The organism is Streptomyces pratensis (assembly GCF_016804005.1).
Classification (GTDB): Bacteria; Actinomycetota; Actinomycetes; order Streptomycetales; family Streptomycetaceae; genus Streptomyces; species Streptomyces pratensis_A.
This window is the reverse complement of sequence record NZ_CP051486.1, coordinates 6440000-6462346: the sequence shown is the minus strand read 5'-3', so window position 1 is coordinate 6462346 and position 22347 is coordinate 6440000. Positions and strand designations below refer to the sequence as shown.

Genomic DNA, 22347 nt, shown 5'->3' with positions numbered 1-22347 from the left:
GGTCGTTCGTGCTTTTTGTTCGTGAATCGACATTGCTTCAGGTCGGCACATCATCCGACCGGTGTGCTTTTCTGGAGGCGGAGTATCCGCAGCGTCCGCTCCGTTTCCTCCTGGTGGTGCCGATAGGAGGTAAGTCGGCGCCACTCCGGATCCGGGGCGCCGGGGAGCGTCTTGCCGCGAGCGGCCCAGCGCCTGATCAGCTCCCCGTACATCGGCGTATCCGTCGCCCATGTGGCTGTTCTCGGGGGTGCCGTATGCGAATGCAACTCGGGTACCGGCTGTGCAGTCCTGGGGCCGGGTACGCTTTTCGCACTTCTCGGTGCGTGTTTCGAAATGAAGAATGCGTATCCGGAGCCCGTTGTCGTTGCTGCTTCCGCTGGGGCATCAGTTGTAGTCATGCTTTGGAAACGAACGCTCGCCCCACTTGTCACTACTCGTCAGCCGTCCCGAAGCAGCTGCTCGCTGTGCGGTGGTTCGGGCCTGAACCGGGACCCGCGTGCCTCGCGGCCGAGGAGGTCCTGGCGGTCAAGGCACTCCTCGGCCGGCTTGCGGCGGCTCCCGTCACAGGAGGCGCTTGCGGCCCCAGAGGACGACGAAGGTGGCGACGGCCGCGGCGAGGGCGAACATGGCGCCGGCCCCGAGCCACTGCATCGCCTGCATCTGGGAGACGTCGAGGTAGTCGAGGGACCAGCCGATGACGTGCTTCGACTCCAGGCAGGCGGTGTGCGCCCGGTCGTTGTCCATCTGATCGAGGCAGGTGGTCCAGTCCAGGCGGTCTCCGGAGCCGGTGAGGAAGTAGGTGCCCTGTCCCTGCTGCTCCGCCTGGTCAGGCAGCTCCGGCGGTACCAGACCGGGCCCGACGCCCTTGTCGGTGTTGATCGACATGACGTGCCCCAGGCTCCGCCAGACCTCGCTCCAGGCGAACTCGATCGCCACGACGATGCCGAGGGTGACCACCATCGACACCAGCGTGCGGCGCAGGAGCAGACCGACCGCCACGCCCACGGTGAACGTGAGCAGGGCGTAGGCCACCGGTACGACCCCCGTGACACTGAAGAGGGAGGTCCAGATGAGGGCGTCGGAAAGCCCCTTGAGCGGGCGCCACCACCAGGTGAACACGGCGGTGAGCATGCCGGTCGACAGGGCGAGCACCGCGGCGGGAACGACGAGTTTCGTGATGAGCCACCGCGTTCGGCTGACGGACTGCGAGGTCACCAGCTTGGCGGTGCCGGTCTCCAGGTCGCCCGCGACGAGCGGCGCCCCGAGGAAGACACCGGCCAGGACGGGGACGAAGCCGAGGTAGCTCCCGATGCTGTGCAGACGGTCGACGTGGGTCTCGAACTCGGACGGCAAGCCGCCCAGCCTCCGCGAGTCCGGGTCCTGGGCGGCCAGGAAGTCCATCGCCTGCCCGCGCAGGTAGGCCATGACGGACACGCCGACGAGCATGACGGCGATGAGCGTCCAGAACGCGGCGCGGTGCTGGCGCCAGACGAGCCAGACCGGACCGCCGAGCCGGGGGATCCAGCTGTTCCGCAGGGATCCGGCCGGCGCCGTGCGGGCCGGGTCACGAGTGAGGGTGGTCATGCGGTCACAGCCTTCTGCCGGTCGCGGGTGATGACGTCCTGGATGTCGCCGGCCTGGGCGCCGGGAGCGATCAGCGGCGGCGCGTCGGGTGACCGCAGGTAGGCGAGCAGCAGCTCCTCCAGGGTGGGAGGCTCGGCCTGCCCGCCGTACTCGACCGGCCCGCCGAGGCGCACCAGGACGCCCGGCCTGCCCTCGTTGCGGGGCTCGATGACCCTGTGCGGCGCGAGCGTGGGGGACGAGCCGTCCCCGGAAACGGCGAACAGCGCGTGTGCGGCGCGCAGTTCGTCCACCGCGCCCGCGAGACGAAGACCGCCGTTCGCGATGACGAGGAGGTAGTCGCAGATGTGCTCCAGCTCGGCGAGCATGTGCGAGGAGACCAGCACCGTGGTGCCGTGTTCGGCGGCCTCCTCCGTCAGGGTGGCCATGAGCTCGCGGCGGACCAGCGGGTCCAGATCGGCCATCGGCTCGTCGAGGATGAGCAGATCAGGGCGCTTCCCGAAGGCCAGGGCGAAGGCGACGCGGGTGCGCTGCCCCCCGGACAGTGTTCCGACCTTCGCCTCCAACGGCACCTGGCCCGCGCGGACGATGCCCTCGGCGACCTCCTGGTCCCAGCGAGGGTTGAACTCGCGTCCCAGCCGCAGGGTTTCCGCCACGGTGAAGCGCCGGAACAGCGGCTTCTCCTGGGTCAGGAAGGCGGTCCGCAGGACGGCCTCGGTCGACCCCGGCTCCGCGCCGAACACCCGCAGGGCGCCGGACGTCGGCCGGATCATGTTCGTGGCCAGGCCCATCAGGGTGCTCTTCCCGGCGCCGTTGGGGCCGACGAGGCCGCATACCCGCCCGGCGGGCAGCCGGAAGGAAACGTCCCGCAGTGCCCAGCCGCGCCGGTACTTCTTCCCGAGCCCCTGGGCCTCGATCGCCGCCGCACCGACGGGCGGCCGCACGAACTCCGTTCCGCTTCCTTGGTGCGACTCTGCGTGATTCATCCGTGGCTCCTGTGCGTGGGGGAGGGTGGGCCCTGTACGTGGGGGGAGGGCCCGGCCGTGTGCGCTGTCGGCCGGTGGGTCGCGATGTCGCCTAAGCGGGGTTCCGCTTCGAGGCGGGGCCGGCCGCGACCGTGACATCCTCCTCGTGTGATGAACGGCGAACGCCGCCCGATGGAGACAACTCTTGTCCATCGCGCCCCGCGGCGGATCGGGCGAAAGACAGATCGTGCGCGGCCGGCTCCGACTTTCGGCCGGTCGGCGGGAGGACGGTGAGAGAGATGCTGGAGAGGTCGGCCGCACCCACGGCCACACGGGGGAAGGACCATCCGCAGCTACTTGTCACGGTCCGGCTGGTGCTGGTCGTGGCCCTGGCCGGTCTCGTCGTGCTGGACTGGGTGGGCGGTGACTTCTACCGGATCGGGGAGGACGGCGCCTCCGCGCTGGGCCCCGCCAAGCTGGGTTGTGCCCTGCTGGCCATCGCTCTCGTCGTGGCGTCTCCACGGCTCGGCAGCCGGGCGCTGCCGGCAGCCGGCTGCACCCTGGCGTTCGTGTCGCTGTGTCTCTCGGTGGTGCTGCACATGGAGATGTCGGTCGGGGCGCAGGCGCTGGGATACGCCGAACCGGCGGCTCTGGTGTGGCTCCTGCTGGTCGTCGCCCGACGCGGGGTGCCGTCGTGGGCGGCGGTGGCCATTCCGCTGCTGTACCTGGCGATCGTGCTGCGACCGGTGTCGGTCCAGGTCAAGCAGTCCACGACCATCTTCGCGCTGATGTTCGCCCTGGTAGCGCTCCTGGTGTTGGGCATCGGCCTCGGGACGCGCCTGCTGCTCGTGGACCGGCGGCGGCAGGCGGCGGCCCTCAAGCTGGAGCAGCGGACGGAGTTCGCCAGGGACCTGCACGACTTCGTCGCCCACCATGTGACCGGCATCGTCGTACAGGCACAGGGCGCCCATGCGATCGCGGGCCGGCGGCCCGAACTGGTGCCGCCCGCGCTGCGGCGGATCGAGCAGGCGGGCTCCGAGGCACTGACCTCCATGCGGCACATGGTGGGGATGCTGCGCGACGCCGACGGAGAAGTGGCGCTGACGCCGCTGGCGGGAATCGGCGAAGTACGTTCACTCGTCGAGGAGTTCTCGGCCGTCGGCGGGGCGCGGGCCCGGCTCGCACTGGAGGGGGCCTTCGGCGACCTGCCGGTGGAGGTGACCACCACAGCCCACCGGGTGGTGATGGAGGCGCTCACCAACGTACGCAAGCACGCCCACGGATGTACCGAGGTGCGGGTGCGCGTGGAGCGCTCGGGAGACCGGCTCACCGTGCGGGTCAGCGACGACGGACGGCCGCGCCAGGTCTCCCGGAGCGGCTTCGGGCTGAAGGGCCTGGACGAGCGGGTGGGTCTGATCGGCGGAAGCGTCCAGGCGGGTCCGGTGACTGCCGGGGGCTGGGGCGTCGAGGCGACGCTCCCGGTGACCACGGCGGGGGTGGCTGTCTCATGACGATCCGAGTGCTGATCGCGGACGACCAGGCCATGGTCCGCGCCGGGTTCGCGATGATCCTCGCCGCGGAGGACGACATCGACGTCGTCGGTGAGGCCACGGACGGGGTGCACGCCGTGGAACTTGCCGGGCAGCACCGGCCCGACGTGGTGCTGATGGACATCCGCATGCCCCGCATGGACGGGCTGGAGGCACTGCGCAGACTGACCCGGCCCGGCACCGTGAACCCGCCGAAGGTCGTCGTGGTGACGACGTTCGACGACGACGAGTACGTCCAGCGAGCCCTGAGCGAAGGCGCCTCCGGTTTCCTGATCAAGGACTCCGGCCCTGCCCTGCTGGTCGAGGCCATCAGGGCGGCCGCCTCCGGCGAGGCACTGGTCAGCCCGGCCATCACCGTACGGTTGCTGCGGCGCCTGAACAGCGTGGTGCCCGCGCCCCGGGAACCGCACACCGCGCTCTCCGCACGGGAGAAGGACCTGGTCCGTCTGGTGGCCAGGGGTCTGACCAACGCCGAGATCGCCACCGAACTGTCCATCTCCGTGGGCACGGTGAAGACCCATCTCGGCAACGTGCAGAACAAACTGACCGCCCGCAACCGTGTGGAGATCGCCGCCTGGGCCTGGGAATCCGGTCTGGTCGACGGTCGACGGTAGGCCCGAGCACCTCTCCGGAGCCTCAGGCCAGCCTGAGCGCGAAGACCGCGAAGCCCGCCGCGAGCAGCCCGGCCGCTGCCCGGCGGGCGTTCCCGGCCCGGCCGCCCGTCTCCCAGGGCGCCTCGAACCGGCGGGCGTACCGGGAGATCAGCACCAGCAGGGCGGCGAACAACGGCATCCACGCCAGCCGCGCCAGGATCCAGCCGGCCGAGTCCGGGCTCGTCGTCAGACCGGGCACCGCACCGGCGAACGACGCCGGGACGGCTGCGGCCAGCATCGCCGTCTGGTGCCAGCACAGGATCGTCATCGCCGACAGGTTGATCACCACCACGGGTGCCCACAGCGCGGGACGGCGCAGCACCCGGCCGATCCGGCCGTGCAGCAGGACCGCCGCACCGCTCTGCGCCGATGCCAGCGCGAGGACCAGAAGGGACGGCGGGTGCGAATTCGTCCGGGCCTCGCCCGGTACGCCGACCATCGACGCCGGGTAGTGGAAGGCAAGCAGCAGCACGGCGAACAGGACCGTGCCGCCGACGAGCAGGAGCCGGGCGCCGCTCCGGGAGAGCCGGCCCTGGCCCCAGCAGACGCCGAGCTGGTACGCGAAGAGCCAGCCGGGAAGGATGTTCAGCACACCGAGCCAGGACGGCACGGCGTCCGCGTACGGTCCGTAGCGCAGGAGGTCGACGACGGCGACCGAGCCGATCAGCGGCGCGGCCGCCCAGCATCCGAAACGCCGGGCCAGGCGCACGCAGCACGGCGTGAGCGCCGTGACCACGGCGTACACCCCGACGAACCAGAGCGGCTGGATCACCAGCTTCGCCCCCGTACGCAGCGTGGCCTCGGGCACGCCTGCGGCGTACAGCACCGGGATCATCAGCGCCCACACGGCGGTCACGCCGAGCACCGGCCTGCCCAGCCGGACCATCCGGCCCCGCAGCCACGCCCCGGTGGTGGACGGCCTGCGGCGGAAGGAGAGGACGGAGGCGTAGCCGCCGACCAGGAAGAAGACGCCCAGCATCTGGAGCACCCAGCTCACCGGCGAGAACACGGCGAAGGTGGAGAGCGGGCTGGCGTTGTGCAGTGTGCCGCCGCTGCCGAGGTCGAATCCGCCGAGCAGCCAGTGACCGGCGGGCACGGCCGTCAGCGCGAGGGCGCGCAGCCCGTCGACCGCACGGTCGCGGTGGGCGGGGGTGCCCGCGTCGATCCTGGAGACCAGCCGCCGCACGCTCATCGGGAGCCCCCCTCGGCGATTGCGGCGAAGGCGCGGAGCGAGTCCGTGCCGGGAGCGAAGTACCCGGTGTGCCCCTCGGCGTCCTCCGCGGGCACCCGGCGCGCGCCGAACTCCTCGTCGGCCGGGTCGGCGCCGTGGCCGAGACCCGCCACCTCGACATGCGGCACGTCGTCGATCCAGTCGGTGTCGTCCTTGGCCGCCCAGACCCGTGCCCCGGTGTGCAGACCGGCCACGTCGTCGGCGCGCATCCCCGGGGAGCCGAGCACGACCAGGTCCGTGGCGCCGAGGCCGGAGGCCGCGAGCCCGCACACCACCGAGCCGTAACTGTGGCAGAACACGGCGGGCGCGGGCAGCCCGTCGGCCGCCAGCCCCGCGGTGAGCCGGGCCAGCCGCTCAGCCCCGGCCTCGGCCAGACCACCGGTCGCCGCGTCCAGGCCGAGGCCGACCGGCGTGGTGTAACCGGCCCAGGCGATCACGGCGTTGCCCGCGCCCGTCTCGGCGTACAGCGACCTCGCCATGCCCGCCGGAGTGCCGTACACGTCACGGCGCCGGTCGAAGGTCCCGGCGTCGATGTCCGACCCGGGCACCACGACCGACACATGACGCGCGGAGCGCAGGTCCCCGAACACCTCGGCGACCTGGCCGCGCCCTCGCGGGTCGAACGCGAGGATCTGCCGGCCGGGTGCTGCGAGACTCCTGAACCGGGGTTCGTGGGAGGCGTGCAGCGCACGGGCGTTGGCGCGGTAGCGGAGCTCCAGCGGCGCTCCGTCCAGATTGCCCACCACGGACGGGTGCCGCTCCAGCAGCGTCTCCTGCTCCGTGCCGCTCAACGCGCGGAAGAAGAGAGCGACCTGAGACGGAGTCGCGCTGCCCGGGTCGGGCAGTTCCCGTCCCAGCACCCCGTCGGCCCGCCACGATGCACTGCCGGGCGGCGGCCCGGTCACCGCCCGCTGGGTGGTGCCGGACGCCCAGCCGGCGGTCCCCGCCACCACAGTGGTCGCCAGTGCGACCGCGGCCAGTGTCCTCGCGAATCGGCGCATGATGCCCTCCCCGTACGGCGTGCGCACACCGTTCGGTGCGCAGAGGAGGAAGGTAGGAAGACGACGGGTGCCAGGGCGTCACCCTGCGGAGCCAACTGTCCGGTGGTACCGGGGTAGGGGGCGTACGGGGGGACAGCCCTACAGCGTCCCGGGGGGCACCGGGAGGCCACGCGTCCCCCGGGGGCAACCAGGAGGCCACGCGTCCCCCGGGGGCAACCAGGAGGCCACGCGTCCCCCGGGGGCAACCAGGAAGCCACGCGTCCCCCGGGGGTAGCGGGGCTACGCGTCCCGAAGGGCGCCGGGGGCTACGCGTCCCCCGGGGTCACCAGCCCCGACTCGTAAGCGAAGATCACGGCCTGCGCGCGGTCCCGCAGCCCGAGCTTGGCGAGCACCCTGCCGATGTGGGTCTTCACCGTCTGCTCGGCCAGTACCAGCCGCGCAGCGATCTCCTGGTTCGACAGGCCCCGGGCGATCAGCTCCAGGACCTCCGTCTCACGCGGTGTCAGGCCGTTCAGCCGCAGTGCCGGTCCGCCCGACGGCGCCGCCGGCCGCTGACGCGCGAAGTCCGCGATGAGCCGCCGGGTCACGGACGGGGCGAGCAGCGCGTCCCCCGCCGCGACCACCCGCACCGCCGAGATCAGGTCCGCCGGCGGGGCGTCCTTCAACAGGAACCCGGACGCACCGGCGCGCAGCGCCTCGTAGACGTAGTCGTCGACGTCGAACGTCGTGAGCATCAGGACCTTCGGCCGGTGGGCCACACCCGCCGACGGGCTCAACAGCTCGCGGGCGGCGGCCAGTCCGTCCATCTCCGGCATGCGGACGTCCATCAGCACGACATCCGGATGCGCCGTCCTGCTGACCTCGACACCCTTGCGCCCGTCCGGTGCCTCGCCCACCACGTCGATGTCGCTCTGCGCCGCCAGCAGAGCGGCGAACCCGGCCCGGACCATGGCCTGGTCGTCGACGATGATCACGCGGATGGTCACGGTTCCTCCGGAGTCACGGATGCCGAGGGCGGCTGGGGCGGCGGCAGCGGGAGCCGCGCGGCCACCCGGAAGCCCCCGTCGGGCAGAGGGCCGGTGTCGAGGGTGCCGCCGGTCAACCGTACGCGTTCCCGCATGCCGACCAGCCCGTGTCCAGTCCCCGACGTCTCCAGCGGCGAACCCGGCTTCTGCGGCCTGTCGTTGACGACCAGCACCGACAGATGGCCGTCGCGGGCCGTGACCGACACCCGCGTACGCGCACCGGGCGCGTGCCGGACCGCGTTGGCCAGCGCCTCCTGCACGATGCGGTACGCCGACAGCTCGACCGCCTGCGGTACCGCGCCCCGCTGCACCGCCTCCGCCACGTCCGCCGCCAGCGACAGCTCGGCCGGCAGGCCCGCCCGCACCGTCGCCTCCACCAGCTGCTGCACCCGGTCGAGGCCTGGCTGCGGGGCCAGTTCGCCCCGGCTGCCGTCACTGCGCAGCACCGACAGCAGCCGCCGCATCTCGGCCAGCGACTCCCGGGCACCGGCGGCGATCGACGCGAACTCCGCCCGCGCCTCCTCGGAGAGCCCGCTGATCCGGTACGGAGCGGAGTCGGCCTGCACCGTGATCACCGACATGTGGTGGGCGACCACGTCGTGGAGTTCACGGGCGATCCGGGTGCGCTCCTCCAGCAGCGTCCGCTGCGCCCGCTCGGCCTCGCTGATGGTCCACTGCTCGGCGAGCCGGCGCTGTGCCTCGCCCCGTTCCCGTACCGAAGCTCCGATCACGAGCACCACCGCGCCGAGCACCACCAGCAGGAGCGCGCCGCCGTCGCTGCGCACGGGCGCGACCAGGTGCAGCAGCAGCCCGGCCGCGCCCGTCATCAGCCACACGCCGATCACGGTCCGCCGGCTCTCGCGCAGTCCCAGGGCCAGCAGCACGAAGAGGTAGCCGACGATGGCCGGCGGGGTCCACGGCCAGATGGTGCCCTGCTGCTCAGGCCGCCCCAGCAGCAGCAGGGCACCCACGATGTCGGCGGCGAAGACGATCCACCAGGCCTGCAGCGGCCTGTGCGCCAGCATCAGCAGGGGCGCGGCCTGTCCGACGGCGAGCGCTCCGGCCTGCCCGCCGGGGACCCCGTAGTCGCTGGTCAGCACGTCGATCGTCACGGGGATGAAGACTGCGGTGAGCGCGATCACCGCGGCGTACGGCACCAGCCGCAGCCAGCGCCTCGGGGAGTCGGCGAACAGCGGGGTCGGCGGATGGGACGCGTGTGACAGTCCGTGGGCGAGCTCGCGCAGATTGCGGCGGGCGGCGCTCAGCAGACCGTCGGCGGGCGGTGGCCCGGCGGGAGAAGGGGGCATGATCGGGTCAGAGTAGGCGCGGAGTGCGCCGGGCGGCGTCATACCGAGGGGTGGACCGCGGAGCCGAGGCCCCGTACCGGAGTAGGGGACGCCGGAACCGCTCCTGGCGGGGAACGCCGGTTTCCGATGGGGGTGCCGCCTCTGGTTGCGGCCCCTGGTTTCCGGTGGCGGTACCGCTTCTGGCAGTGGCCCCCGGTTTCCGGTGGCGGAACTCCTCCTGCCGGTGGCCCCGCCTTCCGGCGGCGGAAGCGTTCCTGGCGGCGGCCCCCGCTTGCCGGCGGCCCCCGGGGTCCGTCCGTCCCTACAGCTCCGCGAGGAGCTCCGCCTTCTTCGCGCTGTACTCCGCGTCCGTCACCAGACCCGCCTGGTGCAAGTCCCCGAGGTGGCGTATCCGCTCGGCTATGTCCGCGGGGTCGCGCCGCGCACCGCCCACCGGGACGGGCGCGGTCGCCACAGGAACCGATTGGGTCCGGCGTACGGACTCCAGGACCGCCGCGGCGAAGGGCAGCGACTCGTGGACCAGGCCGTACCCCAGACCGAACACGACGGTGGCGGGATCCTGGTCCGGCTGGACACGCGCCACGGACCCCCGCCCCGCATCGGGTGCCGGGTCCGGCGCCGGACCGCCCGTCTCGGAGTCCGCCGCGGCGCCGCGCGGCACCAGCCGGAGGTACCCCTCGAAGGCCTCGGGCGAGCGCCACTCGATTCCGGCCAGCTCCGCCACGGGGAACGTCTGGTCGCCCGCCTTCCACTTGGCGCTCGACGCCCCCGTCCAGAACCACCGGAAGGAGACCAGGGAGCCGTCGAAGCCCGCCCGGCCGTCGTACGCCTTGAAGTGCATCGGCGCCTCGGGAGCCGTCACCATGAAGCGTTCGGCGGGCGACGACGCCTCGGGGCCGAGCACGGCGCGCAGCTCGTCCGCGTAGTACTCGGCGAGCGTCTCGCGCTCGGCGGGCAGCACCAGGCGGTACGGGTCGTTGCCCTCCTTGAGCTGCCCGGCCGCGGCCTCCAGCAGTGGATCGGCACCTGGCCTCGGCACCGCGTGCAGAACCACCGTGCCCCGCTTGCCCGGGGTCAGCGTCACCGAAGACAGCGCCGCGTACGGAATGCGGCGGTTGCGCAGGCTCTGGAAGAGCCTCGGCGTGCGGATTCCCCGTTCGAAGCGGATGAGCACGGAGTCGGTGTCGAACTCCCAGGTGGCATGAATTCCGGCCAGCACATCACCCATGTGCCTCATCGTATGTGGCACAGGCCCGCACGTCCCCCTTCGGTACAGGCGAAATCGGGCAAGGCCGTTCGCCGTTCTCTACGCGCGTCAGAGGTCTCTCTACGCGCGTCAGACCTCTGCCTTGCCGGAGATCTCCCGGTGGCACGCGCCATCGGTGGTCGCGCAGCTGACCGAGTCGTAGTCACCCACGCCGATCGCGGCGAAATTGCTGAGGCTCTCCGTGCCCGGCTCGAAATAGCCGCTGTGCCCGACCGCGCCGTCCGCCGAGACGATCCGCGCGCCGAAGGCCGGATCGACAGGATCGGCGCCGTGTCCCAGCCCGCCCACCGCCATGTTCGGCACGTCCTCGATCCAGTCGTCCCCGTCCCGCATCGCCCACACCCTGGCCCGGGTGTGCAGAGCGCCGGCGTTGTCCACCCGCATCCCGGGACTGCCCGCGACCGCGATGTCGGACACCCGGGACGGCAGCTCACGCGCGGCCACGCCGCACAGCACGGAGCCGTAGCTGTGGCAGAACAGCGAGATGTCCGAGGTTCCGGGCAGTGCCTCCACGAGGGCGTTCAGCCGCACCGCCCCCTGTGCCGCGAGTCCGCCCAGCGCGGCGTCCATGCCGATCCCGGCGGGCGCCGTGTAGTCGGCCCACGCGATGACCGCCGTCCGTGAACCGGGGCGCGCCGAGCGCTCGGCGCCGTACAGCGACTGCGCCATGCCGACGGGCGCCGCGTTCTTCTTGACTCCGCTGCGCTCCAGCGTCAGGAGATTCGTGTCGACCCCCGGCACGACGACCGACACCCGCTCGGCCCGGTCGAGGTCGCCGAAGACCTCGGCCGCCCGGCCCCGGCCCGACGGGTCGAAGGTGAGGATCTGCCGGTCACCGGCGAGCAGTGATCGGAAGCGGGCAAGCCGGAGCACGGCCTGATGGCGCCCGTCCGGTGAGAGCCGGGTGTCCTGCGCTCTCTGCTCCTCGGCGGATTCCGCCTGCGCCAGGGCGTGCCGGTTGGCCCGGTACCGCAGGGTGACCGGCGCACCGTTCAGATTCCCCACCACCAGCGGGTACTTGTCGGCCAGGGCGACCTGCTGGCCCGCCGTGAGCGTCGCGAAGAAGTGGGCCAGCCGGTAGGCCGGGGCGCTCACGTCCGGCAGGGCGTGACCGGCTATCCGGTCCTTCGCCCAGGAAGCGAGCGCGATCTCGCGCGGCGCGACGGAGTGCTGGTGACGCACGGCGGTCCATCCGGTGGTCGCCAGCATCACGAACACCACCGCGACGGCGAGCAGAGCGCGCCACGCGGTGAGAGTGGGGGAGGAGTCGAAGGAAGTCACTGCGCCCCACCCTAGGAGACGCGCGCGTGACGTCGTTGCAGGGGTGACACGGATCACTCGACCGCAGGGAATTGACCGTCCGTCTCTTACACTCCGTGTGCGGCGGATCCACACTCCGGCGCGCCGGAACCCCGCCGGACACACGAATCGGCGGCAGTGGCCGGGGCATTGTGAGTTCGGCCATGCGGTCACGATGAGGTGTGCGGCACAGCTGTGCGGTTCGCGTAAAGGTGTATCTATGCCGCGCGCCAGCTGGCGGAGAGCGCAGGTCCGAGCTGGTCCAGGTGCAGTTCGGTCAGCTTCTGGAGCGCTTCCGCTCCGCCGTCCTTCTGCCGGCCCCACAGCTGTCCGGTCATCCTCAGCACCCCGGTGAACGCGGCCACCGCGACCCGGGGGCGTGGATCCGTCTCCGGGTCGAGCCCCTCACGCTCCGCGATCAGCAGAGCGGTCTGATGCTCCAGGCCGATGTTGCGCCGCATGTGGGCGGCGTGCAGCGCGGGCGTCGATTCGATCATCCGGTAGGCGCGCATCCGGAGTTCGGCCGTCACGTCCTCGGCCTCCGCCTCGGCGATCGTGCACCAGGCGTTCAGGGCGGCTCGGCGCATTGCCTCGAAAGGGGCCTCCGAGGCGGGGCGTTGACGCAGCTCCGCGAGGAAGCGCGCGTCCACCGCCTCCTGGACGGCGAAGGCTACGGCCTCCTTGTTCGCGAAGTAGCGGAAGAAGGTGCGCTGGGAGACTTCGACGGCGTCGACGATCTCGTCGACGGTGGTCCGTTCGTACCCCTGTGTGGTGAAGAGTCTGAGGGCGGTGTGCAGGAGGGCCTCGCGGGTGCGCCGTTTCTTGCGTTCGCGCAATCCGGCCGGAGCTCCTGGCACGGGAACCCCGGATGTCTGCCTGCGTGTCACGTACCGGACCTCTTTTCCTGGTTTTTACCTGCTCAGCCTACCTGTGGGTTACGTGACGGCTACTGTCGCGAGAATGGGTTTGGCAACTGTCAGTCGCTGACATAACGTCCTGCGCATGACTAGTCAGACCACTGTCGAGAAGGCGCCGCGGGAGCCTGAAGACACCTTCGTTCCCGCACCGGCGAAAGGGCTGCGCGGCCACCCCTGGCTGACGCTCTTCGCCGTCGCCATCGGCGTGATGATGGTGGCGCTCGACGGCACTATCGTCGCGATCGCCAACCCCGCCATCCAGCAGGACCTCGGTGCCTCTCTCGCCGACGTCCAGTGGATCACCAACGGCTACATGCTCGCCCTCGCGGTCTCCCTGATCACCGCCGGCAAGCTCGGTGACCGCTTCGGCCACCGCCAGACGTTCCTGATAGGCATCGCGGGGTTCGCGGCGGCCTCGGCCGCCATCGGCCTCTCCGACAGCGTCTCCCTGGTGATCGTCTTCCGGGTGCTGCAGGGCCTCTTCGGCGCGCTGCTGATGCCGGCGGCGCTCGGACTGCTGCGCGCCACCTTCCCCGCCGAGAAGCTGAACATGGCGATCGGCATCTGGGGCATGGTGATCGGCGCATCGACCGCGGGCGGACCCATCCTCGGCGGCGTGCTCGTGGAGCACGTCAGCTGGCAGTCCGTCTTCTTCATCAATGTGCCCGTCGGTGTGATCGCGCTTCTCTTCGGCTTGGTGATCCTCAGGGACCACCGCGCCGAGAACGCGCCCAGGTCGTTCGACATCGGCGGCATCGTCCTGCTGTCGCAGGCGATGTTCTGCCTCGTCTGGTCGCTGATCAAGGGGGCCGAGTGGGGCTGGGGGGACTGGAAGACGCTCGGTTTCCTGGGCGCCGCCGTCGTCCTGTTCCTCGTGTTCGCGCTCTCGCAGAAGAACGTCCGTGAGCCGCTGATCCCGCTGGCCATGTTCCGCTCCGTGCCGCTGTCGGCCGGTGTGGTCCTGATGGTGCTGATGGCGTTCGCCTTCATGGGCGGCCTGTTCTTCGTCACCTTCTACCTGCAGAACGTCCACGGCATGAGTCCGGTCGACAGCGGTCTGCACCTGCTGCCGCTGACCGGAATGATGATCGTCGGCTCTCCGCTGGCCGGTTTCGCGATCACCAGGTTCGGCCCGCGCGTGCCGCTGGTCGGCGGCATGGTGTCCGTCGCGATCGCCATGTTCGGCATGTCCCAGCTGACCATCGGCACCGGCACGCTGACCATGTCGCTCTGGTTCGCACTGCTCGGATTCGGCCTCGCGCCGGTCATGGTCGGCGCCACCGAGGTCATCGTGGGCAATGCCCCGATGGAGCTCTCCGGCGTCGCGGGCGGACTCCAGCAGGCCGGCATGCAGGTCGGCGGCAGCCTCGGTACGGCCGTTCTCGGCGCCGTCATGGCCGCCCAGGTCGACGCGAAGCTCGATGACAACTGGAAGGCCGCGGAACTCCCCCCGGCCGACCCGGCGCAGCTGGACCAGGCGTCGGCCGCCATCAAGGTCGGTATGCCGCCGATCGCCCCCGGCACCCCGCCGGAGATCGCGGCGAAGATCACGGGCGTGGCCCATGACACGTTCGTGTCGGGGATGAGCTCGGCCTTCATGGTCGCGGGCATCGTCGCTGTGGTCGCCGCCCTGGTCGCCATGCTCACCAAGCGTGGTGCGAACGCCGAGGCGGAGATGGGCGCGGGCCACATCTGACACCCGCGCGGCACCTGACGGGCCCCGGACCGCCTCCGGGTCCCGGACGTCAACACAGTGCACCCGACAGCCCCGCCGGACGGTTCCGGCGTGGCTGTCGCCTATCAGGGTGGTCCGTCGTCCACCCCCTTCCCGGTCCGTGCTTCCGCAGGTCAGAGTGCCGACATGGCGAGCCACCCGGCTCGCTCGACCACGGGGGTTGATCCACCATGCGTACGACCGTTCTCGCCGCCACCCTGGCGGCCACCGCACTCGTCCCGGCCACGGCCCTGTCCTCGGGCGCCGCGCCTGCCGCGCCCGCCGCTCCTCCCGGTCAGGAGCGCTCCGCCGGCGCCCCGCACGCCGCACCGGCAGGCCTCGCACCCTGTGGGGCGGGACAGCTCTGCCTCTGGGCGAAGCCCGACTTCGCCGGGGCCAGGCACGTGCACGAACTGTCCACCGTCGACATCGAGAGCTGCGTCCCCCTGCCGGCCGGCGGCCGGGCCCAGGCGCTCGTCAACCGGACCGGGCGCCCCGTCACCACGTACCAGTCGGCCGAGTGTGCGGAGACCGGCGAGTTCGAGACGTACCCGGGCGGGGGCACCTGGGTGCCCCGGTCGCCGTACACGGTCAGGGCCTTCAAGATCTGGGAGAACTGAGCGGCCGGGCGAACGCCGAAGGGCGGCGGACCCGGGGCCCGCCGCCCTTCTTCCTGAACCGCGCGTTCCCTACGCGTCACCGCCGGCCGGGCCGGGGCCCGCGGCGGCCACGTCCAGCAGCTCGTAACGGTCGAGCGCCGTCTTCAGCGCCGAACGGTCGATCTTGCCTTCCTTCGCCAGCTCGGTCAGCACCGCGAGCACGACCGACTGCGCGTCGATGTGGAAGAAGCGGCGGGCCGCACCCCGGGTGTCGGCGAATCCGAAGCCGTCCGCACCCAGCGACTGGTAAGCGCCGGGCACCCAGCGAGAGATCTGGTCGGGCACGGAACGCATCCAGTCCGAGACCGCTACGAACGGGCCCTCGGAGCCGGACAGCTTCCGCGTCACATAGGGGACGCGCTGCTCCTCCTCCGGGTGGAGCAGGTTGTGACGCTCCACCTCCACGGCCTCACGGCGCAGCTCGTTCCAGGAGGTCGCCGACCAGACGTCCGCCTTCACGTCCCACTCCTCGGCGAGGATCCGCTGGGCCTCCAGGGCCCACGGGACCGCCACACCGGACGCCAGGATCTGGGCCGGGATCCGGCCCTTGTCGCCGCTGCGGTAGCGGTGCACACCCTTGAGGATGCCGTCGACATCCACGTCGGCGGGCTCCGCCGGGTGCTGGATCGGCTCGTTGTAGACCGTGAGGTAGTAGAAGACGTCCTCGCTGTCCTCGCCGTACATCCTGCGCAGACCGTCCTTGACGATGTGCGCGATCTCGTACCCGAACGCCGGGTCGTACGAGACGCAGGCAGGGTTCGTCGAAGCGAGCAGCTGCGAGTGGCCGTCCGCGTGCTGCAGGCCCTCACCGGTCAGAGTCGTACGGCCGGCTGTCGCGCCCAGCACGAAACCGCGCGAGAGCTGGTCGGCCATCTGCCAGAACTGGTCACCGGTGCGCTGGAAACCGAACATCGAGTAGAAGACGTACACGGGGATGAGCGGCTCACCGTGCGTGGCGTACGCCGACCCCGCAGCGATCAGCGAGGCCGTGCAGCCGGCCTCCGAGATGCCGTCGTGCAGCATCTGGCCGGTCGGTGACTCCTTGTACGCGAGGAGGAGCTCCCGGTCCACGGACTCGTACTGCTGACCGAGCGGGTTGTAGATCTTCGCGCTCGGGAAGAAAGCGTCCATGCCGAACGTGCGGTACTCGTCGGGGGCGATCAGTACGAAGCGCTTGCCGATCTCCTTGTCCCGCATGAGGTCCTTCAGGATGCGGACGAAGGCCATGGTCGTGGCGATCGACTGCTGACCCGACCCCTTCTTCGCGGTCGCATACGCCTTATCGTCGGGCAGAGGCAGAGGCTTCGCCCGCACCACACGCGTCGGGACGTAACCGCCCAGACCCTTGCGGCGGTCGTGCATGTACTGGATCTCTTCCGAGTCGCGGCCCGGGTGGTAGTACGGCGGGTTGCCGTCCTCAAGCTGCTTGTCCGCGATCGGGATGTGCAGCCGGTCACGGAAGCGCTTGAGGTCGTCGGCCGTGAGCTTCTTCATCTGGTGGGTCGCGTTGCGGCCCTCGAAGTTCGGTCCGAGCGTCCAGCCCTTGACCGTCTGCGCCAGGATCACCGTCGGCTGGCCCTTGTGGGCCTTGGCCGCCGAGTAGGCCGCGTAGACCTTGCGGTGGTCGTGACCGCCGCGTCCCAGGTGCAGGATCTGGTGGTCGGACATGTCCTTGACCATCTCGCGCAGTCGCGGGTCGTCACCGAAGAAGTGATCGCGGATGTACGCCCCGGTCTCCGTCGCGTACGTCTGGAACTGCCCGTCCGGGGTGGTGTTCAGCTTGTTGACCAGGATGCCCGTGCGGTCCTGCGCGAGCAGCGGGTCCCAGGTGCGGTCCCAGACCAGCTTGATGACGTTCCAGCCGGCGCCGCGGAACTGCGACTCCAGCTCCTGGATGATCTTGCCGTTGCCGCGGACCGGGCCGTCGAGGCGCTGCAGGTTGCAGTTCACCACGAAGGTGAGGTTGTCCAGCCCCTCGCGGGCGGCGATGGAGAGCTGGCCGAGCGACTCCGGCTCGTCCATCTCGCCGTCGCCGAGATAGGCCCAGACATGCGAATCGGAGGTGTCGGCGATGCCGCGCGCCTCCATGTAGCGGTTCATCCGCGCCTGGTAGATCGCGCCGAGCGGGCCGAGGCCCATCGAGACGGTCGGGAACTCCCAGAAGTCCGGCATCGACCGGGGGTGCGGATAGCTCGACAGTGCGTGTCCGGCCTTCGACTTCTCCTGCCGGAAGCCGTCGAGCTGCGCCTCGCTGAGGCGGTCGAGCAGGAACGCGCGGGCGTAGATGCCGGGCGACGCGTGTCCCTGGAAGAAGATCTGGTCACCGCCCCGCCCGTCGTCCTTGCCGCGGAAGAAGTGGTTGAAGCCGACGTCGTACAGCGAGGCGGAGGAGGCGAAGGTGGCGATGTGGCCGCCGACACCGATCCCGGGGCGCTGCGCGCGGGAGACCATCACCGCGGCGTTCCACCGGGTCGCGTTGAGGACCTTGCGCTCGATCTCCTCGTCGCCGGGGAAGAACGGCTCGTCCTTCGTGGCGATCGTGTTGATGTAGTCGGTGCTGCGCATCTCGGGCACGGCCACGCGCTTCTCCCGCGCGCGCTCGATGAGCCTGAGCATCAGATAGCGGGCCCGCTCACGGCCGCGCTCGTCGACGGCGGCGTCCAGGGAGTCGAGCCATTCCTGGGTCTCTTCGGGATCGAAGTCCGGGACCTGGCTCGGAAGGCCGCCAATGATGATCGGGTTGCGATCGGATGCGGAAGCCACGCTGTTCCTTCGCTGTTCGGTGGTGCCCATCGGGTCCTGGTCGCGGGGAACGTACCCCGGGGTGGCCGCTGTAAGCCGCCTCCATCGTGTACCGCCAGGACCTAAACGTCATCTCTACTGTGGGGTAACGCAAGGTTCCCGGACGTCGTGTCCGGGCACGAGCAACAGCAGCGGTGAAGGCGGTCACGCCCAAACCGCAACCATACGCCCAACCCGGTCAAGCGTTCCCAAAGCCCGTTCGAATCCGAATGGCGGAGCGAAACGGCATAAGCTGAGGAAGGACGTAAAGGGTCCGGACACCATTTCCGGCCCCGCAGGAGACATGCCGGACGTTGCGGCGACGTGGCAGGGAACGTCACCGTTTAGGCGGTCTCGTACGCCGGGTACTTGCGCGATTCGCCGAGCCCGTGTGGACTACGGCCAACGCCCCGCGCACGCGCGTGGCTGAAGCATTTTCCGAAACATGATCAGGAGGCAACCCGTGAGCGCGACCGCGGACCACGCGGAGGAACGGACCAACACGGCCGCGAGGCTTGGGTTCGAACCCGGACAGGTGGTCCAGGAGATCGGCTACGACGACGACGTCGAGCAGGAGCTCCGTGAGGGCATTGAGGCCACAATCGGCCAGGAACTCGTCGACGAGGACTACGACGACGTCGCTGACGTCGTCCTGCTCTGGTTCCGCGACGAGGACGGCGACCTTACGGACGCGCTGGTGGATGCCATTGGTCTGATCGAGGACGGTGGGGCGGTCTGGCTGCTGACGCCCAAGACCGGCCGAGACGGATACGTCGAGCCGAGCGACATCAACGAGGCTGCCCAGACAGCTGGTCTCGCCCAGACCAAGAGCATCAGCGCGGGCAAGGACTGGACGGGCAGCCGTCTGGTCACTCCCAAGGGGGCCAAGGCCAAGCGCTGAGAGCTCTTTCATCACCCGAGGCCCCCGACGGCACCACGCCGCCGGGGGCCTTCGTACGTGCCTTCGTGCGTGCCCGTGCGGGTCTCCCCGGGCCCGGCGGGGGACGCTGCGTAGGGTGGTGTCACCCGGACGGCCCAGGCCGGGCAAGTGTGACGTTTGTGAAGGGATGCGTTTTACATGGCGATCGAGGTCGGCACGCAGGCTCCGGATTTCGAGCTGAAGGACAACCACGGGCGGACCGTGAAGCTCTCCGGCTTCCGCGGTGAGAAGAACGTGGTGCTGCTCTTCTACCCCTTCGCCTTCACGGGCGTCTGCACGGGCGAGCTGTGCGCCCTCCGTGACGAGCTCCCGAAGTTCGAGAACGACGACACCCAGCTGCTCGCCGTCTCCAACGACTCGATCCACACCCTGCGCGTCTTCGCCGAGCAGGAGGGCCTCGAGTACCCGCTGCTCTCGGACTTCTGGCCGCACGGAGAGACCTCGCGGGCGTACGGCGTGTTCGACGAGGACAAGGGCTGCGCGGTGCGCGGCACCTTCATCATCGACAAGGAGGGCGTGGTCCGCTGGACCGTCGTCAACGGCCTGCCGGACGCTCGTGACCTGAACGACTACGTCAAGGCGCTCGACTCGATCTGATCCGGGTGCCCCCGGGACCGGCCCCGCGCGGGATCCGGTGTCCGGATGTGCGACCCCGGGCCGGAGAGATGCGGATCCGGGGTTTGCGACCGTCCGGATCCGGGGATCTCCTGGCCGCGACCGGCCAAAAGCCTGTTTTGGCCGGGAACCGGTCACTAGGATCCAATCGTTGATCCTATGCCAACGCACGACGGGGGCGCTGGTGTCTGCCGGCCCTCGCAACACTTTTGGAGGACTCGTGGGAGTCAGCCTCAGCAAGGGCGGCAACGTCTCGCTGACCAAGGCCGCGCCGAACCTGACCGCGGTCATCGTCGGTCTGGGCTGGGATGCCCGGACGACCACCGGCGGTGACTTCGACCTCGACGCCAGCGCGCTGCTGACGAACGCCGAGGGCAAGGTCGGCAGCGACGGGAATTTCGTCTTCTTCAACAACCTCAAGAGCCCCGACGGCTCCGTCGAGCACACCGGTGACAACCTCACCGGTGAGGGCGAGGGCGACGACGAGGTCATCAAGGTCAACCTGGCCGGCGTCCCGGCCGACGTCGACAAGATCGTCTTCCCCGTCTCGATCTACGAGGCCGAGAGCCGCCAGCAGAGCTTCGGCCAGGTGCGCAACGCCTACATCCGCGTGGTGAACCAGGCGGACAACACCGAGCTCGCCCGCTACGACCTCAGCGAGGACGCCTCGACGGAGACCGCCATGGTCTTCGGCGAGCTCTACCGCAACGGCGCGGAGTGGAAGTTCCGTGCCATCGGCCAGGGGTATGCCTCGGGTCTGCGCGGCATCGCGCAGGACTTCGGCGTCAACGTCTGAGCCGGTCCGGAGACACATCCGGACACCTTCAGCTCCATCGCGTCCGGCGCCGCACCTCGTGCGGCGCCGGACGCGCTCGGCAGAGCGCCCCGCGTCCGTAGGCGCCCGTGCCGGGCCGGAAGACCGTCCATCGACTCGGGGAGGACACACCATGGGCGTCACGCTCGCCAAGGGAGGCAATGTCTCCCTCTCCAAGGCCGCACCCAATCTCACTCAGGTCCTGGTCGGGCTCGGCTGGGACGTACGATCCACGACAGGAGCCGCCTTCGACCTCGACGCGAGCGCACTTCTGTGCCAGTCGGGCCGGGTCCTCGGCGACGAGTGGTTCGTGTTCTACAACAACCTCACCAGCCCCGACGGCTCCGTCGAGCACACGGGTGACAACCTCACGGGTGAGGGTGACGGCGACGACGAGTCCGTCATCGTGAACCTGACGGAGGTGCCGGCGCACTGCGACAAGATTCTTTTCCCGGTCTCGATCCATGAAGCCGACAACCGTGGGCAGACCTTCGGCCAGGTCGGTAATGCGTTCATCCGCGTGGTGAACCAGGCGGACGGGCAGGAGCTGGCGCGTTACGACCTCAGCGAGGACGCGTCGACGGAGACGGCGATGATCTTCGGTGAGCTCTACCGCTACGGCGGGGAGTGGAAATTCCGTGCAGTCGGACAGGGGTACGCATCAGGGCTTCGGGGCATCGCTCTAGACTTCGGGGTCAACGTTTCATAAAGCCGCGCACGGCGCGGGGGAGCCCCGTTCTCACCGGGGGAGACCCTTACACAGATGATGGGGTAGTCAGTGGTTCTGAAAACCTTCGGCTGGTCGTTCGCGGTCACCGCGCTCGGCCTGGTCGCAGCGGTGTTCTACGGGGGGTGGCAGGCATTCGGCATCGTCGCGATCCTGTCGATCCTGGAGATCTCGCTGTCCTTCGACAACGCGGTGATCAACGCCGGAATCCTGAAGAAGATGAGCGCCTTCTGGCAGAAGATCTTCCTCACCATCGGCATCCTCATCGCCGTCTTCGGTATGCGGCTCGTCTTCCCCGTCGTGATCGTGGCGATCAGCGCCCAGCTCGGCCCCATCGAGGCCATTGATCTTTCCTTCAACGACCCCGACCGGTACAAGGAGCTGGTGACGGACGCCCACCCGTCCATCGCCGCCTTCGGCGGGATGTTCCTGCTCATGATCTTCCTCGACTTCATCTTCGAGGACCGTGACATCAAGTGGCTCGGCTGGATCGAGCGCCCGCTCTCCAAGCTCGGCAAGGTCGACATGCTGTCGGTCTGCGTCGCGCTCATCATCCTGATGATCACCGCCATGACGTTCGCGACCCACGCCCACCAGCACGGTGGCGGTCACGCGGACAAGGCGGAGACCGTCATGCTCTCGGGCATCGCGGGTCTGATCACGTACCTCGTGGTCGGCGGTCTCTCCGGATTCTTCGAGAACAAGCTCGAGGAGGAGGAGGAGCGCGAGCACGAGGCCGAGGAAGAGGCCAGGAAGGCCGGCAAGCCGGTCTCCGGCGTCGTCCTGGCGGGCAAGGCCGCGTTCTTCATGTTCCTCTACCTCGAGGTCCTCGACGCCTCCTTCTCGTTCGACGGTGTCATCGGCGCCTTCGCCATCACCAACGAGATCGTGCTGATGGCCCTCGGTCTCGGTATCGGCGCCATGTACGTCCGTTCGCTCACCGTGTACCTGGTCCGCCAGGGCACGCTCGACGACTACGTCTACCTGGAGCACGGCGCGCACTACGCGATCGGCGCCCTCGCGGTCATCCTGTTGGTCACCATCCAGTACGAGATCAACGAGCTCATCACCGGTTCCGTCGGGGTCATCCTGATCGGCTGGTCCTTCTGGTCCTCGGTGCGCCGCAACAAGGCGCTCGCGGCGGCAGGCGGCGACGGCGGCGGCTCCGATTCCAAGGCGGAAGCCTCCTCCGGGGTGTGACCCGGTAGGGATTGAGGAACGCTCTCTCTGCGGGGCGGCCCACGGCGGCGGTTCTCCGGGAACACCCGGACCCGACGCGTGGCCGCCCCGCAGTGACATGT

At 70.0% G+C, this 22347-nt stretch carries 19 protein-coding genes; 9 read left to right on the top strand and 10 right to left on the bottom strand.

The features are described from left to right. Window positions 1-561: 561 nt before the first annotated feature. Both HED23_RS26885 and HED23_RS26880 read right to left on the bottom strand, forming a co-directional pair. On the bottom strand, window positions 562-1584 hold the full coding sequence (locus HED23_RS26885) for an ABC transporter permease subunit (RefSeq protein ID WP_203185964.1): 1023 nt from the start codon (window positions 1582-1584) through the stop codon (window positions 562-564). Then, window positions 1581-2567, bottom strand: a complete 987-nt coding sequence (locus tag HED23_RS26880) for an ABC transporter ATP-binding protein (RefSeq protein WP_203185963.1) — start codon at window positions 2565-2567, stop codon at window positions 1581-1583. Before HED23_RS26880 ends, HED23_RS26885 begins: the two co-directional genes overlap by 4 nt. Window positions 2568-2845: 278 nt before the next feature. Between HED23_RS26880 and HED23_RS26875 the strand changes: the two genes are divergently transcribed. Further along, complete coding sequence (locus HED23_RS26875) at window positions 2846-4057, top strand: sensor histidine kinase (RefSeq protein WP_203185962.1); 1212 nt, start codon at window positions 2846-2848, stop codon at window positions 4055-4057. Continuing rightward, window positions 4054-4710, top strand: coding sequence for a response regulator (locus tag HED23_RS26870; protein ID WP_203185961.1), 657 nt, complete (start codon window positions 4054-4056; stop codon window positions 4708-4710). The genes HED23_RS26875 and HED23_RS26870 overlap by 4 nt, the downstream gene beginning before the upstream one ends. Window positions 4711-4732: 22 nt before the next feature. On the opposite strand, the gene HED23_RS26865 is transcribed toward HED23_RS26870, so the two are convergent. The 7 genes from HED23_RS26865 to HED23_RS26835 form a co-directional block, all read right to left on the bottom strand. Further along, window positions 4733-5941: an acyltransferase family protein gene (locus HED23_RS26865; protein WP_203185960.1), complete on the bottom strand. Its 1209-nt coding sequence runs from the start codon at window positions 5939-5941 to the stop codon at window positions 4733-4735. Then, complete coding sequence (locus tag HED23_RS26860; protein ID WP_203185959.1) at window positions 5938-6981, bottom strand: alpha/beta hydrolase; 1044 nt, start codon at window positions 6979-6981, stop codon at window positions 5938-5940. The genes HED23_RS26865 and HED23_RS26860 overlap by 4 nt, the downstream gene beginning before the upstream one ends. 305 nt (window positions 6982-7286) lie before the next feature. Beyond that, window positions 7287-7967 (bottom strand): response regulator, encoded by a 681-nt coding sequence (locus HED23_RS26855; protein ID WP_203185958.1) that lies wholly within the window; start codon window positions 7965-7967, stop codon window positions 7287-7289. Continuing rightward, complete coding sequence (locus tag HED23_RS26850; protein ID WP_203185957.1) at window positions 7964-9313, bottom strand: sensor histidine kinase; 1350 nt, start codon at window positions 9311-9313, stop codon at window positions 7964-7966. Before HED23_RS26850 ends, HED23_RS26855 begins: the two co-directional genes overlap by 4 nt. 301 nt (window positions 9314-9614) lie before the next feature. Further along, window positions 9615-10541: a DUF4429 domain-containing protein gene (locus tag HED23_RS26845; protein ID WP_203185956.1), complete on the bottom strand. Its 927-nt coding sequence runs from the start codon at window positions 10539-10541 to the stop codon at window positions 9615-9617. A 108-nt stretch (window positions 10542-10649) separates the two neighbouring features. After that, the gene (locus HED23_RS26840; RefSeq protein WP_203185955.1) at window positions 10650-11861 is read right to left on the bottom strand and encodes an alpha/beta hydrolase; all 1212 of its coding nucleotides are present in this window, start codon (window positions 11859-11861) and stop codon (window positions 10650-10652) included. A 236-nt stretch (window positions 11862-12097) separates the two neighbouring features. Next, window positions 12098-12766, bottom strand: a complete 669-nt coding sequence (locus HED23_RS26835; protein WP_203185954.1) for a TetR family transcriptional regulator — start codon at window positions 12764-12766, stop codon at window positions 12098-12100. 238 nt (window positions 12767-13004) lie between these two features. Between HED23_RS26835 and HED23_RS26830 the strand changes: the two genes are divergently transcribed. Both HED23_RS26830 and HED23_RS26825 read left to right on the top strand, forming a co-directional pair. Next, window positions 13005-14492 (top strand): MFS transporter, encoded by a 1488-nt coding sequence (locus tag HED23_RS26830; RefSeq protein WP_420803089.1) that lies wholly within the window; start codon window positions 13005-13007, stop codon window positions 14490-14492. A 209-nt stretch (window positions 14493-14701) separates the two neighbouring features. Next, window positions 14702-15130: a peptidase inhibitor family I36 protein gene (locus HED23_RS26825; protein WP_203185952.1), complete on the top strand. Its 429-nt coding sequence runs from the start codon at window positions 14702-14704 to the stop codon at window positions 15128-15130. Between the two features lie 69 nt (window positions 15131-15199). On the opposite strand, the gene aceE is transcribed toward HED23_RS26825, so the two are convergent. After that, entirely contained in the window at window positions 15200-17932 is a 2733-nt protein-coding gene (aceE, locus tag HED23_RS26820) for a pyruvate dehydrogenase (acetyl-transferring), homodimeric type (RefSeq protein ID WP_203185951.1), read from the bottom strand. A gap of 481 nt (window positions 17933-18413) precedes the next feature. Between aceE and HED23_RS26815 the strand changes: the two genes are divergently transcribed. The 5 genes from HED23_RS26815 to HED23_RS26795 all read left to right on the top strand — a co-directional run bounded on the left by HED23_RS26815 (window position 18414) and on the right by HED23_RS26795 (window position 22246). Beyond that, the gene (locus HED23_RS26815; protein ID WP_056784969.1) at window positions 18414-18851 is read left to right on the top strand and encodes a DUF3052 domain-containing protein; all 438 of its coding nucleotides are present in this window, start codon (window positions 18414-18416) and stop codon (window positions 18849-18851) included. Window positions 18852-19028: 177 nt separating this feature from the next. Next, window positions 19029-19487, top strand: coding sequence for a peroxiredoxin (locus HED23_RS26810; protein WP_203185950.1), 459 nt, complete (start codon window positions 19029-19031; stop codon window positions 19485-19487). Window positions 19488-19725: 238 nt separating this feature from the next. Then, a complete protein-coding gene (locus HED23_RS26805; RefSeq protein ID WP_203185949.1) occupies window positions 19726-20301 on the top strand; it encodes a TerD family protein in 576 nt (191 codons plus the stop codon). Window positions 20302-20452: 151 nt separating this feature from the next. After that, entirely contained in the window at window positions 20453-21028 is a 576-nt protein-coding gene (locus HED23_RS26800) for a TerD family protein (protein ID WP_203185948.1), read from the top strand. Between the two features lie 69 nt (window positions 21029-21097). Next, window positions 21098-22246, top strand: a complete 1149-nt coding sequence (locus HED23_RS26795; protein ID WP_203185947.1) for a DUF475 domain-containing protein — start codon at window positions 21098-21100, stop codon at window positions 22244-22246. Window positions 22247-22347: the final 101 nt, after the last annotated feature.